This window comes from Nitratireductor sp. J20-h4 (assembly GCF_056780505.1).
On record NZ_CM165557.1, the window covers coordinates 1,619,505 to 1,632,601 of the forward strand.

Below are 13,097 nucleotides of genomic sequence, written 5' to 3' on the forward strand. Positions count from 1 at the left end.
GAAAACCTCCCTTCATTGCCGGGTGGCTGTTTCTCGCCGGCGCCGTCTCCGCCTTGGCCCATGACGCGCTGCCGACGGCGGCCCAGCCTGAGGGCTGGAAATACCCCTTCGCCTGCTGTTCGGGTTTCGACTGCCGCATGGTGCCGACCAAGGCGGTCAGCGAGCGCCCGGACGGTTACGTGATCGCCACCACCGGCGAGGTGGTCGGTTATGCCGACACAAGGGTGCGCCATTCGCCCGACGGCGATTTCCACTGGTGTTCGGTCGCCGGCAAGAATGACGGCAAGACGATCTGCCTGTTCGTGCCGCCACGCGCGTTCTGAGCGACAGGACACGGACGGTAACCAGCTGTTGAAGGCATGTGTCCGGCCGCGGTGCCAGGCGCGCTTGAATGCCGTGACGGCGCATCCCATCTGATCGAGACCGGCTGCGGGAGGCGCGCGCCGGGCAGGCTGGCGGGCCGCGGGAGCGGCCCGGCGGGGGATGAGATCGGGACGGGTCGAACAGGGCTTGCGGGCCCCAGCCAGGAGTGCCTGTCGTGACCTATGCGCCAATGCCGTCCAAAGACGACCGCCGCGCCTATCGCAGGAGCCCGGCCCGGCCGGTGCGACCGGGCGAGGCCGTGCTCGGCGGCCTTCTGGCCCTGATCGCCCTGGTGCTGGTGCTGCTTTGACGGCCAGGACCGCCGGCCGGCCGCTGCGCCTCATTTCTGGCCGCCGACACGCGCCATCAGCGCTCCGGCACCGAACGGCGCCCGCAGCTTTCCCTCGGTGATGAAATAGACGAACACGTCGCGCGGTTTCTCCTCCGGCGTAAAGGCCGGGTCGGCGCGCGGCAAATCGTCGGGCACGCCGCCGGCGGCCCAGATCTTGGCGCGCGCGGCCCAGCCGTCGAGCGCGGTCTCGGGATAGCAGTGCGCATTGTCGTCGGCGCCGGTCTGCAGCCTGACATAGACGAAATCGCCGGTAACGTCGGCGATCGCCGGATATTTGGCGTGGTCGGCAAAAACGATCGTCACCTTGTGGCGGTGCGCCAGCGCGACCAGCTCCGGCACGGCAAAGCTCGGATGGCGCAGCTCGATCGCGTGGCGCAGCGCAACCCCGTCATGGGTTGCCGGCAGCAGGGCCAGAAACGCCGCGAAATCCTCCGGGTCGAATTTCTTGGTCGGCGCGAACTGCCACAAAAGCGGCCCGAGTTTTGGGCCGAGCGCGGCGACGCCGGAGCCCAGAAACCGCGCCAGCGACGCGCCCGCCTCGGCCAGCACCCGGCGATTGGTGATGAAGCGGTTGCCCTTCAGCGACAGGACGAAATCGTCGGGCGTCTCGGCCGCCCATTTCAAGAAGGTCGGCCCCTTGAAACTCGAATAATAGGTGCCGTTGACCTCGATCGTCGGCACCTGGCGTGCGGCATATTCGAGCTGGCGCTTCCTGGCGAGTTTTTCAGGATAAAACGTGCCCTCCCAGGGCGCGTAGGTCCAGCCGCCCATGCCGGCGCGGATTTTTCCCATGGCCGAGCTCATGGCGCGGGGCTCCGGTTTTCTTGTCCGGCCCCGCACGCCGGCTGCCGCATTCGCGCGCTTGGCTTTCCGCGCCAGGAGGCGCGACCTGGGTTGAAGCCCGGGACGGGCTGGCCGGCCGGGCTTGCGGTCGCCGCGCGACCGGAGCCAGAGAAAAGAAGGATCACCGCGTGCATTATTCCGTTCCTGAGATTTTTGCCCGGCGAAAATGCGGGCTTTGCCGGCGCCTGTCCATCCGAAAGCGGCAGTCTGCTGACAGGGGCAGGCGGGAATAGGGAATAGGGAATAGGGAATAGGGGTACCGGCTCCCGGCTGTGGTGGCGCCGCGGCGGCTGCCGCCGTCTTGCGGGGCGCACGGCCGGTCCTGCCGGCGCGAGGCGCGGCAAGGCGAAGGCGCGCGAAGGCGGGCGCGGCGAAGGGGTTTTCGCCGCGCGATGCGCTGCCGGGGGGCGGCGGGGGAGGCCGTTCACGACGTGTCGGGCGCCTCCAGCGCCCAGAAGGCGAGCCCGTGGACGTCGGTCAGGATCGTCTGGATTTCATGCGAGGGCCGGCGGCGCTCGGCCCGGCTCTGGCCGGGCGGACGCCCGGTGCGCAACGGCCAGACGCGGCGGTTGCGGTGTCGTGGGGCACGTTGAGGATCCCCAGCCCGGCGCTCCAGATTTCGCTCCGCGTCGGCGGCGCGCCGATCCTGCCCACGAGGGGAAGGGGCGGGGGCGGCCGGGCTTTCGCCGCGCGCGTCGCGGCCCGCGCGGGCCGCGCGCCAGCGGGCAAACCGCCGCGCCGCCGCCGGCAGATCGTCGAGCGTGGCGGCAAGCGCTTCCAGCCTGAGCGTCAGCCGGGTGGCGTCGAGCGGGTCGTGGCGCGACGGCGCGCGGCGTTCGGCGAGCGCAAACGGCGCCGCTTTGCCCGGCATCCAGATGCGCGGCACGATGCTTTGCGCCGGCCGCGCCGGGCGCGGCAGCCGGCGCGGCGGGTCGAAAAGCGGCAGGGCGAGGCGGCGCGGCGGCGGACGCAGAGCCGCGCAGGCCTTGCCCGGCGTCGTGTCCCGGCCGGCGGCGGGGGTTGCGCGGCCGCCTTCGGCGCCGGTGTGGACAGGAGGGTGGGGCGGCGGTGCCGCGAGGCGCGAGGGCTGGCGGCACCCGCGCCGTATCCACACCCCGGTGCCGCCGGGGCGGCGCAGGATGATTGGCGCCGGCTTCGGCCGGCGCGGGCGCGGCGTCGGCGGCGGCACGACCAGGCCGCGCGCGGCGACGATGACCAGCCGCCGCGCGGCCGTTTCGGCCGGGCGCAGCACGCGCAGCACGGCGCGGTGGCGATGGCGGGGCAGGGTGATGGCAGCCAAACTCCCCCCTTGTGGGGGAGATGGCCGGCAGGCCAGAGGAGGGACGCTATCCCCGAGCCCGGCCATCGCCACAAGTGCTGCCAGCACCCGCCGCAGCGCGTCGCGATGTTTGTCGATCGCAGCCTGCCAGTCCATCGCCGCCTCCTTGTCAGGGCGGCGGGAGTGTAGGCGGGGTTGGAAGGGGGGTGGATGAATTAAGGGCGGAGGACGCGGGCGACCGCCGCCTGATGCCCCGCCTTCCGGAGGCTTGTTGAACCTAGCTAGTTTTCTAGCTATATTCTGTCCATGGCGATCATCAACATGCACGATGCCAAGACGCGGCTTTCCGATCTGGTGGCGCGCGCCGAGGCGGGCGAGGTGATCGTGATCGCCCGCCGCAACAGGCCGGCGGTCAGGCTGGTGCCGGTCGATGCCGCAAGCGGCGCCGGCGGGGCGTTGCCACCCGGTTTCGGCGAGGGCGAACAGGCCGACTACGATGCCGGCGCGCTGGAGCAGGCGCTGGCAGCCGGCAGGGAGTTCACGATCATGCGCGACGGTAAGGCGGTGGCCAAGGTGGTGCCGATCGCGGAGACAAAGCAGCGCGTGCCCGGCCGCTTCGCGCATCTGCGCGGCAGCCTGCCGTCCGACCTGTTTGACCAGCCGCTGGGCGAGGACGAATTGGCGGCATGGGAAGGCCGGTATTCGGCCGACGGCAATGTTGGTGACGGTGGTCGGTGAGGCTGCTGCTCGATACCCACGCCCTGTTCTGGTGGCTGTATTTTCCCGAGCTGCTGCCGCCGAGAGTCCGGGAACTGCTGGGCGACCGGCAGGTGACCGTGTTCGCCAGCGCGGTGTCGGCCTACGAGATGTCCTACAAGCACCACCGCGGGCGCTGGCCGGAAATCGCGCCGCTGGTCGAGGCGTTCGAGGAGGTGGCCGCGGCCGAGGGCTTTGTCCTGCTGGCGCTGTCGGCGCGGCACGCGGTGCGGGCGGGCTCGTACGGGCCCGAGCACCGCGACCCGTTCGACCGCATGCTCGTCGCGCAAGCCGCGGTGGAAGGGCTGACGCTGGTGACGAAGGACGCGTGGCTTGGTGAACTGGGGGCGGAGGTGGTGTGGGGGTAGGGCGGCTGGTAAGCAGGGCGGCACTGATTGCTTGATTGCAGGCGCCTGAACCCGATCCCCCCTCTTGCAAAATCTGACACTTGGCTTCGCCAAGATATCGATTTTGCTTTCTCCCCCGCATGGGGGGAGATGAAGCCGGCGTCTTTGCTTGTTGCAAATCGCCGACGTTGAAGATTGCGTGCTGCGTCGCCGCTGCGCGCCCTATCTCCCCCCTTTGCGGGGGAGATGAAGCCGGTGTCCGCGCTTGTTGCAAATCGCCGGGTCGAAGACTGGGTGCTGCGTCGCCGCTGCGCGCCCTATCTCCCCCCGATGCGAGGGAGATAAAGCCGGCGTCCGCGCTTGTCGCAAATCGCCGAGGTCGAAGACTGCGTGCTGAATCGCCGCTGCGCGCCCTATCTCCCCCCTTTGCGGGGGAGAAAGCGCAGTCTTGGTCCCGGCGCAGCCAGGCCTTAGACTGCGCAAGAGGGGGGATCGATGCAGGGGAAGCCTGTGCGTTACCAACCGCCGGCAAGCCACCGCAGCCGCGCGCGGGAGATGCGCAAGGACGCCACCAAGGCGGAAAACCTGCTTTGGCAGGCGCTGCGCCGGGGCCAGCTCGAGGGGCTGAGCTTCCGCAGGCAATATCCGCTCGACGGTTATATTCTGGATTTTGTCTGTTTCCGGCCGAAGCTGATCGTCGAGGTCGATGGCGGCCAGCATGCGGGGTCGGCCTCGGATACAAGGCGCGACGCGCATTTTCGCCAAAACGGGTTCACGGTGCTGCGGTTCTGGAATGACGACGTGGTGCGAAACATCGATGGGGTGTGCGCGCAGATCCTGGCGGCGGCGGGCAAGCGGTGGTGATCGGCGGGAGCGGATCTTCCGATCCCCCCTCTTGCAAAACCTGACACTTGGCTTCGCCAAGACGTCGATTTTGCTTTCTCCCCCGCATGGGGGGAGATGAAGCCGGCGTCTTTGCTTGTTGCAAATCGCCGACGTTGAAGATTGCGTGCTGCGTCGCCGCTGCGCGCCCTATCTCCCCCCTTTGCGGGGGAGATAGCGCAGTCTTGGCCCTGGCGCAGCCAGGCCTTAGACTGCGCAAGAGGGGGGAACGGCGCGGTGTTCCATGATCACGCGAAGACCGGCGGCGCCTCCGTCCGATCCCCCCTCTTGCAAAATCTGACACTTGGCTGCGCCAAGACGTCGATTTTGCTTTCTCCCCCGCATGGGGGGAGATGAAGCCGGCGTCTTTGCTTGTTGCAAATCGCCGACGTTGAAGATTGCGTGCTGCGTCGCCGCTGCGCGCCCTATCTCCCCCCGATGCGGGGGAGAAAGCGCGGTCTTGGCCCTGGCGAAGCCAGGCCTTAGACTGCGCAAGAGGGGGGAACGGCGCGGTGTTGCAGGATCACGCGGCAGCCGGCCGCGCCCACTCACTCCGCAGCCACCCGCTTGCGTCCCCCTGGCCGGCGTTCCAGCAGTTCCTTCAAAAACTGGCCGGTATAGCTGCGCTCCTCGGCGATGATGTCGTCCGGCGTGCCCGAGGCGACCAGTTCGCCGCCGCCATCGCCGCCTTCCGGGCCGAGATCGAGGATCCAGTCGGCGGTTTTGATCACCTCCAGATTGTGCTCGATGACGACCACGGTGTTGCCCTGGTCGACCAGCTCGTGCAGCACGTCGAGCAGTTTGGCCACGTCGTGGAAATGCAGGCCGGTGGTCGGCTCGTCGAGAATGTAGAGCGTCTTGCCGGTCGCCTTGCGCGACAATTCCTTGGCGAGCTTGATGCGCTGCGCCTCGCCGCCCGACAAGGTGGTGGCCTGCTGGCCGATATGGACGTAGCCGAGCCCGACCTTGGCGAGTGTCTGCAGCTTGTCGCGCACCGCCGGCACGGCGGCGAAGAACTCCGCGCCTTCCTCGACCGTCATGTCGAGCACGTCGGCGATCGACTTTTCCTTGAACGTGACCTCGAGCGTCTCGCGATTGTAGCGCTTGCCGTGGCACACGTCGCAGGTGACGTAGACGTCGGGCAGAAAATGCATCTCGATCTTGATCACGCCGTCGCCCTGGCAGGCCTCGCAGCGCCCGCCCTTGACGTTGAAGGAGAAGCGGCCCGGCTGGTAACCGCGCGCCTTGGCCTCGGGCAGGCCGGCGAACCAGTCGCGGATCGGGGTGAAGGCGCCGGTATAGGTGGCCGGGTTGGAGCGCGGCGTGCGGCCGATCGGCGACTGGTCGATGTCGATCACCTTGTCGAGGAATTCCAGCCCCTCGATGCGCTCGTGCTCGGCCGGATGCTCGCGCGAGCCCATGATGCGGCGCGAGGCGGCCTTGTAGAGCGTCTCGATCAGAAAGGTCGACTTGCCGCCGCCCGACACGCCGGTGACGCAGGCAAAGGTGCCGAGCGGGATCTCGGCGGTGACGTCCTTCAAATTGTTGCCGCGCGCGCCGACGACCTTGATGCGGCGGCCCTTCCTCAGCGGCCGCGGCGCGTCGCGCGTCGGGATCGCGAGCGCGCCCGACAAATATTGCCCGGTCAGCGAGCCGGGGTCGGCCAGAATGTCGGCCGGCGTGCCCTTTGCGACGACGCGCCCGCCATGGATGCCGGCGGCCGGGCCGATATCGACCACGTAGTCGGCGGTCAGGATGGCGTCCTCGTCGTGCTCGACCACGATCACCGTGTTGTCGAGGTCGCGCAGATGCTTGAGCGTGTCGAGCAGGCGGGCATTGTCGCGCTGATGCAGCCCGATCGAGGGTTCGTCGAGCACGTAGAGCACGCCGGTCAGGCCGGAGCCGATCTGCGAGGCGAGCCGGATGCGCTGGCTCTCGCCGCCCGACAGCGTGCCGGAATTGCGCGACAGGCTGAGATAGTCGAGCCCGACATCGTTGAGGAAGGCGAGCCGCTCGCGGATCTCCTTCAGGATGCGCCCGGCGATCTCGTTCTGCTTGTCGGTGAGCCGGGCCGGCAGCGCCTCGAACCAGGCGCCGGCCTTGCGGATCGAAAGCTGGGTGACCGCGCCGATATGCTGCCCGTCGATCTTGACCGCCAGCGCCTCCGGTTTCAGCCGGTAGCCGGAACAGGCCGGGCAGGGGCTGGCGGCCATGTAACGCTCGATCTCCTCGCGGCTCCAGGCCGATTCGGTCTCCTTCCAGCGCCGTTCCAGATTGGGGATCACGCCCTCGAAGGTTTTTGTCGTCTGGTAGGAGCGCAGCCCGTCATCATAGGAAAAGACGATCTGGCGCTCGCCGGTGCCGTATAGGATCGCCTGGCGCGCCGGCTCGGGCAGGTCGCGCCAGCGCTGGCCGATCTTGAAATCATAGGCCTTGCCGAGCGCCTCCAGCGTCTGGGTGTAATAGGGCGAGGTCGAACGCGCCCAGGGCGCGACCGCGCCGTCGCGCAGGGAAAGCCCGTCATCGGGCACAATCAACTCGGGATCGATGGCGCGCTGGCTGCCGAGCCCGTCGCAGGACGGGCAGGCGCCGAACGGGTTGTTGAAGGAAAAAAGCCGCGGCTCGATCTCGGTGATGGTGAAGCCCGACACCGGACAGGCGAATTTTTCCGAAAACAACAGCCGCTCGTGGGTGTCGTTCTTCGACTTGTTGGCGGCTTCGCCCGACAGGGTTTCCGGCGGCAGCGGCCGGTCGGCGAATTCGGCCACGGCGAGCCCGTCGGCAAGCCGCAGGCAGGTCTCCAGACTGTCGGCCAGCCGCGCGGCCAAATCGTCGCGCACCACGACGCGGTCGACGACGATGTCGATATCGTGCTTGAACTTCTTGTCGAGCGCCGGCGCCTCGGCGATCTCGTGGAAGACGCCGTCGATCTTGACCCGCTGAAAGCCCTTCTTCTGCAGCTCGGCCAGTTCCTTGCGGTATTCGCCCTTGCGCCCGCGCACGATCGGCGCCAGGAGGTAAAGCCGCGTGCCTTCGGCCAGCGCCAGCACCCGGTCGACCATCTGCGACACGGTCTGGCTCTCGATCGGCAGGCCGGTGGCCGGTGAATAGGGCACGCCGACACGCGCGAACAACAGCCGCATATAGTCGTAGATCTCGGTCACCGTGCCGACCGTGGAGCGCGGGTTCTTCGAGGTCGTCTTCTGCTCGATCGAGATCGCCGGGCTCAATCCGTCGATCTGGTCGACATCCGGCTTCTGCATCATCTCCAGGAACTGGCGCGCATAGGCCGACAGGCTTTCCACGTAGCGGCGCTGGCCCTCGGCGTAGATCGTGTCGAAGGCGAGCGACGATTTGCCCGAGCCCGACAGGCCGGTCATCACGGTGAGGCTGTTGCGGGGAATGTCGAGGTCGACATTTTTGAGATTGTGCTCGCGCGCGCCGCGAATGGAGATGAATTTCTGATCGGCCATGCCGCAATGCCGTTCCGTGTTGCGATGGGAAGGCGCGGACAAGGTTCCGCGCCAGCCTCCTAGGTAGGTCGCCGCGCCGCCGCGTCGAGGGGGTTTTTCGCAAAAGCGAGTTAGACTCCTTTGCCGGGTGAGGGCAAGGGCAAAGAACAAAGGTCGAACGCACTCCTGACACGGTTTGCGTCCGGTGCCGCGGGCCTTGGCCGCCTCGATCACATTTTGCCTTCGCGCGCCGCACCGATATTGACAGCGGCGCCGGCCCGGGCGCAGAGTCAAAACCGTTCCGCACGGCCTCGACATCATCCGCAGGAGCGGGATTTTCGCGAGGCGCCGCGAAGGCGAGGCCGAAGACGGAACGGTGTCGGTGCAACCAGCAGAGGAGAGAGGCATGACCCCGCCGGACAGTCCCTGCCGGCTCCGCCTGCCCGGTGGAGCCGCGGTGAGCCCGATCGGACGCTGAGCGGCTGATCGCGCGCCCCGTCAAATCATCTTACATCGCTGACCAATGCAAAGGGTGCCATCCTTGAGTGGATGTCCCTTGACGATCACCTGATATCCTCGGAGATCGGGGAAACCCAAAGGCCTCGCGCGCTCGAAACGGTAGCGGCGAGGCCGTTCTCTTGCGGGCGTGGTGGCGGGCGAAGGCGTGCAGTTTGACGGGTCACGCGTCGAGCCGCGGCGTCGTGTCGGCTGGCGAGGCGAGGCCGGCCGCGGCCGGGTTTCCCGATTCTGGTGCTGCGGGCAGGATCAGGCGTTCTCCGGCCTAAATCCGGCCCAAACATGGTTCCGTCGTTGGCTGTCGGCCTCGATCGGAAAATTCTTGCAGGGTGCGGTTGGCGATGGCCGTGCGGCGGCGCACGCGAACCGCCGGGATTTGGTGGCTGACACGGCCAGGGCGCGACGAGGCCGGTGGTGTGGCGTGCGATCGGGACAAGCGCGCCATCGTCGAACCGTGCTGCCGAAAACCGTGCTGCCGAAAACCGTGCAGTCGAGCCGGGCGGCGTGCGCGCAGCAAGTCCGGGCGTGGCCGGCGCGCAAAAGCGCGTTGACATCGGGTCCGGCGTGAGCCGCTGTTGCGTGGTGTCGAGGGGGCGAAACGGAGGACGACAGGAACCGGGGCAAGCAAGAGGCCCGAACGACCGGCAGGGCGGCCGCCCGTTGCCGGTGCCTCAGCGGCCGTCGCGGTAGCCGCCGGTGCCGATCTCGTAGGAAATGCTGCCGGAAATGGTCACGTCCCAGTCGCCGACCTTGAACGAACCCGGCGTGGAGCCGACCGGCAGCGCCTCGTCCGGTTCGGGCAACGGCGCGTCGGTGGCGCCGGCGCCTTGCGGGCGCTCGACGCCGGGCAGGCCGTTATCGGCCGTGTCTGCGTCCGGTCCGGCCACGGCCGGCAGGCTCGCGGCGGCGGCAAAAGCCGCCAGAACGGCGATCATCAGGGGTCGCGACATGATTTCGGCTCCGCTCACGCTTTGCCTCGACATAAGCGCGCGCGCCGCCGCTGCCAAGAGCGCGCCGCTTCACATTTTGCGTCCCGTGCGGCGGGCGCCGGCGCATGGTTGAAACCGGGTCGGAAACGGTTTAGAACAAACAAGGAACGAAACCCTTGTGGACAGCGCAAGGAATCTGCCCCGCCGGGGCGCGTCGGCCGGGGCGATCGGATAGAATACGCGCCGATCAGAAATGTCCCGGGCGGACGAGCGTGGAGATAAAGTGATGGCGGGAAGCGTCAACAAGGTGATTTTGGTGGGCAATCTGGGCGCTGACCCGGAAATCCGCCGCCTGAATTCCGGCGATCCGGTCGTCAACATGCGCGTGGCGACCTCCGAAACCTGGCGCGACCGCCAGTCGGGCGAGCGCCGCGAGCGCACCGAATGGCACAATGTCGTGATCTTCAACGACAATCTGGCCAAGGTCGCCGAGCAATATTTGAAAAAGGGCATGAAGGTCTATCTGGAGGGCCAGCTCCAGACCCGCAAATGGCAGGACCAGACCGGCAACGACCGCTACACGACCGAGATCGTGCTGCAGAAATTCCGCGGCGAGCTGCAGATGCTGGATTCGCGCGGGCAGGGCGAGGGCGGCGGCCAGTATAACGCCCCGGCCGCGCGCGGCTCCGATTTCGGCGCATCCAGCCCGAACGAGGGCCAGGGCGGCGGCGGCGGCGGATTCTCGCGCGATCTCGACGACGAAATCCCGTTCTGATCGGCCGCCGATGCAGCGCATCGCGCATGTGATGATCGTGGTGCGCGACTATGACGAGGCCATCGCCTTTTATTGCGGCAAGCTCGGTTTCGACCTTGTCGAGGATACGCACCAGCCCGAACAGGACAAGCGCTGGGTGGTCGTCGCACCGCCCGGCGGCGGCACGTCGCTGGTGCTTGGTCGCGCGTCGGACGAGGCGCAGGCGGCGGCGATCGGCAACCAGACCGGCGGCCGCGTCTTCCTGTTCCTGCAGACCGACGATTTCGCGCGCGACCATCAGCGCTTTCTCGGCCAAGGGATCGATTTCGTGCGCGAGCCGAAGGTCGCGGAGTACGGCACCGTCGCCGTGTTCGCCGACCTCTACGGCAATCAGTGGGACCTGATCGAGTTCGCGCCCGGTCATCCTCTGGCCAGCGCGGCGACGTCCTGACGCGTTCGTGACTGGTACGTGAGCGCGCCCTGGCGCAAGAACGGCGCCATGCCGACGATCCGACATTTTTGTGCCGCGTGTTGCATGGCCCTGCTGGCGGCGGCCGGGTTCGCCCATGCCGGCGAGGCCGACGTGACGGCGGTCGACATCTCGCCGCGCGCCGACGGAACCTATCGCTTCGACGTCACCGTGCGCCATGCCGATACCGGCTGGGACCATTTTGCCGATCGCTGGGAGGTGGTCGGCGAGGACGGCGCGGTGCTGGCCACGCGCGTGCTGGCCCATCCCCATGTCGATGAACAGCCTTTCACCCGCAGCCGGGACGGGGTGGCGGTGCCGCCCGGGCTGCGCACGGTGACGGTGCGCGCGCATGACAGCGTGCACGGCTTTGGCGGACGTGCGATGACGGTGGTGCTGCCGGACCGGTGACCGGCGCGTCGTTGGACCGTTTGCGGTCGAACGGGCGCGGCCTGCTTTCACGCCGGGGCGATATCGCCTAGCATGCACCATGCTTCAGTTCGACGCGGCGACCACCCGACTTCTCGAGGATGCCTATCAGGGCTCGGATGTCGTCCGGCGGCGCCTGGCCAGCCTTGAGGCGCTGGCGCCGCGTCCGGGCGATACCGTGGTCGATATCGGCTCCGGACCCGGCCTGCTGACCCTGGAACTGGCGCGTGCGGTCGGCCCGCAGGGCAGGGCAATCGGGGTCGAGCCCAGCGCCGAGATGCGCGCGGCGTCGACCGGGCGCTGCGCCGAGCGCGACAATGTCGAGATCGTCGACGGGACGGCCGAGGCCCTGCCGCTCGCCGCGGGATCGGTCGACGGCGCGGTTTCGCTGCAGGTGTTCGAGTATCTGCCCGACATTGCGGCCGCGCTGCGCGAGATCGCACGTGTGCTGCGGCCCGGCGCGCGGCTGGTGGTGGGCGACACGCACTGGGACACGCTGGTGTGGTTCAGCGACGACAGGCAACGCATGTCGAAGATGATGACGGCATGGGACGGGCACCTGGTCGAAAAGCGCGTGCCGGAAATCCTGCCGGCGCTGTGCCGGGACGCCGGCTTCATTGTTGATGAGGTGCGGCCGCTGGTGTTTTCCGATACGGTGCTGAAACCGGACGGGCTGGCCGCGATGATGATGCATCTGATGCGCCGCTATGCCGTCGACAACGGCCAGCTGACGCAGGCGGCCGCCAATGCCTGGTTCGAGGAGCAACACGCCCTGTCGCGAGACGGCCGTTTCTTCTTCACTGTGGTTTACTTCGTCACGCTGGCCCGCAAGGTCTGACGTCCGGCGGGCGTCCGGCCCGGCGTCCGGTTGCCGGTCCGATTACGCCGCCATCAGCGCCTTGACCCCGTCGGCGACGAACTGGACGGCGAGGGCGGCCAGGATCACGCCCAAAAGCCGGGTCAGGATCGAGCGGCCGGTCTGGCCCAAAAACCCGTCGACGCGCTCGGCCAGCAGGAAGACGAGATAGGTCGCCACGATCGCCGCAAGGATGACGGCGACCAGCATCGCCTGGCCGACCGGGCCCGAAAACGACCCCGACAACAGCACCGTGGCCGAGATCGCGCCGGGCCCGGCGATCAGCGGGATGGCCAGCGGGAAGGCGGCGATGTTGTGGATCATGTCGCGGGTGATCGCCACGTCGGCGCTCTTTTCCTTGCGCTCCTGGCGGCGCTCGAACACCATTTCGAAGGCGATGAAGAACAGCAGCAGCCCGCCGGCGACCCGGAAGGCGGGCAGGGTGATGCCGAACACCGACAGGATCGCCGCGCCGGCGAGCGCGAACAGCGCCAGAAGCAGGAAGCCGATGATGGAGGCGCGCAGGCCGACCTGCTGGCGCTCCGAACGGTTCATGCCGCGCGTCAGCGCCAGAAACAGCGGCGCCAGGCCGGGCGGGTCGATGGTGACCAGAAGCGTCACGAAGGCGTTGAAGATCTGGTCCAGGCTCGGCATCGGGCGGCTCTCCGTCAGCCGGCAGCGTATCGTCAGTCACCGAGCAAGGCCAGCGGGCGGGACAAGGAAAGACGGGGTTAAGCGCCCCGGCGCGCGCAGGCCGGCCGGTCCGGTTGCGGCGGCGCTTGCCGCGCGGCAGAGAGCGCGATTCGCGCCGTTGCGGGCCGGCTGCCGGGCAACATTCGGCCGGGAAAATCGTTTCCCTGATAAGATATT

General features: G+C 68.1%; 14 protein-coding genes. 9 read left to right on the top strand and 5 right to left on the bottom strand.

The features are described 5' to 3' along the window. Positions 1-14: 14 nt before the first annotated feature. The gene (locus ACT2B0_RS07875) at positions 15-323 is read left to right on the top strand and encodes a hypothetical protein (RefSeq protein WP_473465854.1); all 309 of its coding nucleotides are present in this window, start codon (positions 15-17) and stop codon (positions 321-323) included. A 215-nt stretch (positions 324-538) separates the two neighbouring features. Continuing rightward, positions 539-673 carry a hypothetical protein gene (locus tag ACT2B0_RS07880; protein ID WP_281349396.1) on the top strand — a complete coding sequence of 45 codons (135 nt, stop codon included), beginning with the start codon at positions 539-541 and terminating at the stop codon, positions 671-673. A 30-nt stretch (positions 674-703) separates the two neighbouring features. Here ACT2B0_RS07880 and ACT2B0_RS07885 read toward each other — a convergent pair whose 3' ends face one another. Together ACT2B0_RS07885 and ACT2B0_RS07890 are read right to left on the bottom strand one after the other, a co-directional pair. Next, positions 704-1,519 (bottom strand): DUF72 domain-containing protein, encoded by an 816-nt coding sequence (locus ACT2B0_RS07885; protein ID WP_473463303.1) that lies wholly within the window; start codon positions 1,517-1,519, stop codon positions 704-706. Positions 1,520-1,982: 463 nt separating this feature from the next. After that, positions 1,983-2,993: a hypothetical protein gene (locus tag ACT2B0_RS07890; protein ID WP_473463306.1), complete on the bottom strand. Its 1,011-nt coding sequence runs from the start codon at positions 2,991-2,993 to the stop codon at positions 1,983-1,985. A 150-nt stretch (positions 2,994-3,143) separates the two neighbouring features. On the opposite strand from ACT2B0_RS07890, the gene ACT2B0_RS07895 reads away from it, so the two are divergent. The 3 genes from ACT2B0_RS07895 (at position 3,144) to ACT2B0_RS07905 (ending at position 4,804) form a co-directional block, all read left to right on the top strand. Next, the gene (locus ACT2B0_RS07895) at positions 3,144-3,575 is read left to right on the top strand and encodes a type II toxin-antitoxin system Phd/YefM family antitoxin (RefSeq protein WP_473463308.1); all 432 of its coding nucleotides are present in this window, start codon (positions 3,144-3,146) and stop codon (positions 3,573-3,575) included. After that, positions 3,572-3,961, top strand: coding sequence for a type II toxin-antitoxin system VapC family toxin (locus tag ACT2B0_RS07900; RefSeq protein WP_473463311.1), 390 nt, complete (start codon positions 3,572-3,574; stop codon positions 3,959-3,961). The genes ACT2B0_RS07895 and ACT2B0_RS07900 overlap by 4 nt, the downstream gene beginning before the upstream one ends. Before the next feature lie 474 nt (positions 3,962-4,435). Continuing rightward, complete coding sequence (locus tag ACT2B0_RS07905) at positions 4,436-4,804, top strand: endonuclease domain-containing protein (protein WP_156712843.1); 369 nt, start codon at positions 4,436-4,438, stop codon at positions 4,802-4,804. A 566-nt stretch (positions 4,805-5,370) separates the two neighbouring features. Here the strand turns inward: ACT2B0_RS07905 and uvrA are convergent. Next, entirely contained in the window at positions 5,371-8,295 is a 2,925-nt protein-coding gene (uvrA, locus tag ACT2B0_RS07910) for an excinuclease ABC subunit UvrA (protein ID WP_473463313.1), read from the bottom strand. 1,166 nt (positions 8,296-9,461) lie between these two features. After that, positions 9,462-9,740 carry a hypothetical protein gene (locus ACT2B0_RS07915; protein WP_473463316.1) on the bottom strand — a complete coding sequence of 93 codons (279 nt, stop codon included), beginning with the start codon at positions 9,738-9,740 and terminating at the stop codon, positions 9,462-9,464. Positions 9,741-10,005: 265 nt separating this feature from the next. On the opposite strand from ACT2B0_RS07915, the gene ACT2B0_RS07920 reads away from it, so the two are divergent. The 4 genes from ACT2B0_RS07920 to ACT2B0_RS07935 all read left to right on the top strand — a co-directional run bounded on the left by ACT2B0_RS07920 (position 10,006) and on the right by ACT2B0_RS07935 (position 12,209). Then, positions 10,006-10,494 (top strand): single-stranded DNA-binding protein, encoded by a 489-nt coding sequence (locus ACT2B0_RS07920; protein ID WP_473463318.1) that lies wholly within the window; start codon positions 10,006-10,008, stop codon positions 10,492-10,494. A 10-nt stretch (positions 10,495-10,504) separates the two neighbouring features. Continuing rightward, positions 10,505-10,924: a VOC family protein gene (locus ACT2B0_RS07925; protein ID WP_473463321.1), complete on the top strand. Its 420-nt coding sequence runs from the start codon at positions 10,505-10,507 to the stop codon at positions 10,922-10,924. A gap of 84 nt (positions 10,925-11,008) precedes the next feature. Beyond that, positions 11,009-11,353, top strand: a complete 345-nt coding sequence (locus ACT2B0_RS07930) for a hypothetical protein (RefSeq protein WP_473463323.1) — start codon at positions 11,009-11,011, stop codon at positions 11,351-11,353. A gap of 79 nt (positions 11,354-11,432) precedes the next feature. Then, entirely contained in the window at positions 11,433-12,209 is a 777-nt protein-coding gene (locus ACT2B0_RS07935) for a methyltransferase domain-containing protein (RefSeq protein WP_473463325.1), read from the top strand. A 42-nt stretch (positions 12,210-12,251) separates the two neighbouring features. Here the strand turns inward: ACT2B0_RS07935 and ACT2B0_RS07940 are convergent, their stop codons facing one another. Continuing rightward, a complete protein-coding gene (locus ACT2B0_RS07940; RefSeq protein ID WP_156712836.1) occupies positions 12,252-12,881 on the bottom strand; it encodes a MarC family protein in 630 nt (209 codons plus the stop codon). Positions 12,882-13,097: the final 216 nt, after the last annotated feature.

Bases quoted from the DNA above. Each gene is read 5' to 3' on its own strand.
- ACT2B0_RS07905 (WP_156712843.1), top strand. From the start codon at position 4,436: ATGCAGGGGAAGCCTGTGCGTTACCAACCGCCGGCAAGCCACCGCAGC.
- ACT2B0_RS07895 (WP_473463308.1), top strand. From the start codon at position 3,144: ATGGCGATCATCAACATGCACGATGCCAAGACGCGGCTTTCCGATCTG.
- ACT2B0_RS07925 (WP_473463321.1), top strand. From the start codon at position 10,505: ATGCAGCGCATCGCGCATGTGATGATCGTGGTGCGCGACTATGACGAG.
- ACT2B0_RS07935 (WP_473463325.1), top strand. From the start codon at position 11,433: ATGCTTCAGTTCGACGCGGCGACCACCCGACTTCTCGAGGATGCCTAT.
- ACT2B0_RS07915 (WP_473463316.1), bottom strand. From the start codon at position 9,740: ATGTCGCGACCCCTGATGATCGCCGTTCTGGCGGCTTTTGCCGCCGCC.
- uvrA (WP_473463313.1), bottom strand. From the start codon at position 8,295: ATGGCCGATCAGAAATTCATCTCCATTCGCGGCGCGCGCGAGCACAAT.
- ACT2B0_RS07885 (WP_473463303.1), bottom strand. From the start codon at position 1,519: ATGAGCTCGGCCATGGGAAAAATCCGCGCCGGCATGGGCGGCTGGACC.
- ACT2B0_RS07890 (WP_473463306.1), bottom strand. From the start codon at position 2,993: ATGGACTGGCAGGCTGCGATCGACAAACATCGCGACGCGCTGCGGCGG.
- ACT2B0_RS07920 (WP_473463318.1), top strand. From the start codon at position 10,006: ATGGCGGGAAGCGTCAACAAGGTGATTTTGGTGGGCAATCTGGGCGCT.
- ACT2B0_RS07930 (WP_473463323.1), top strand. From the start codon at position 11,009: ATGGCCCTGCTGGCGGCGGCCGGGTTCGCCCATGCCGGCGAGGCCGAC.
- ACT2B0_RS07940 (WP_156712836.1), bottom strand. From the start codon at position 12,881: ATGCCGAGCCTGGACCAGATCTTCAACGCCTTCGTGACGCTTCTGGTC.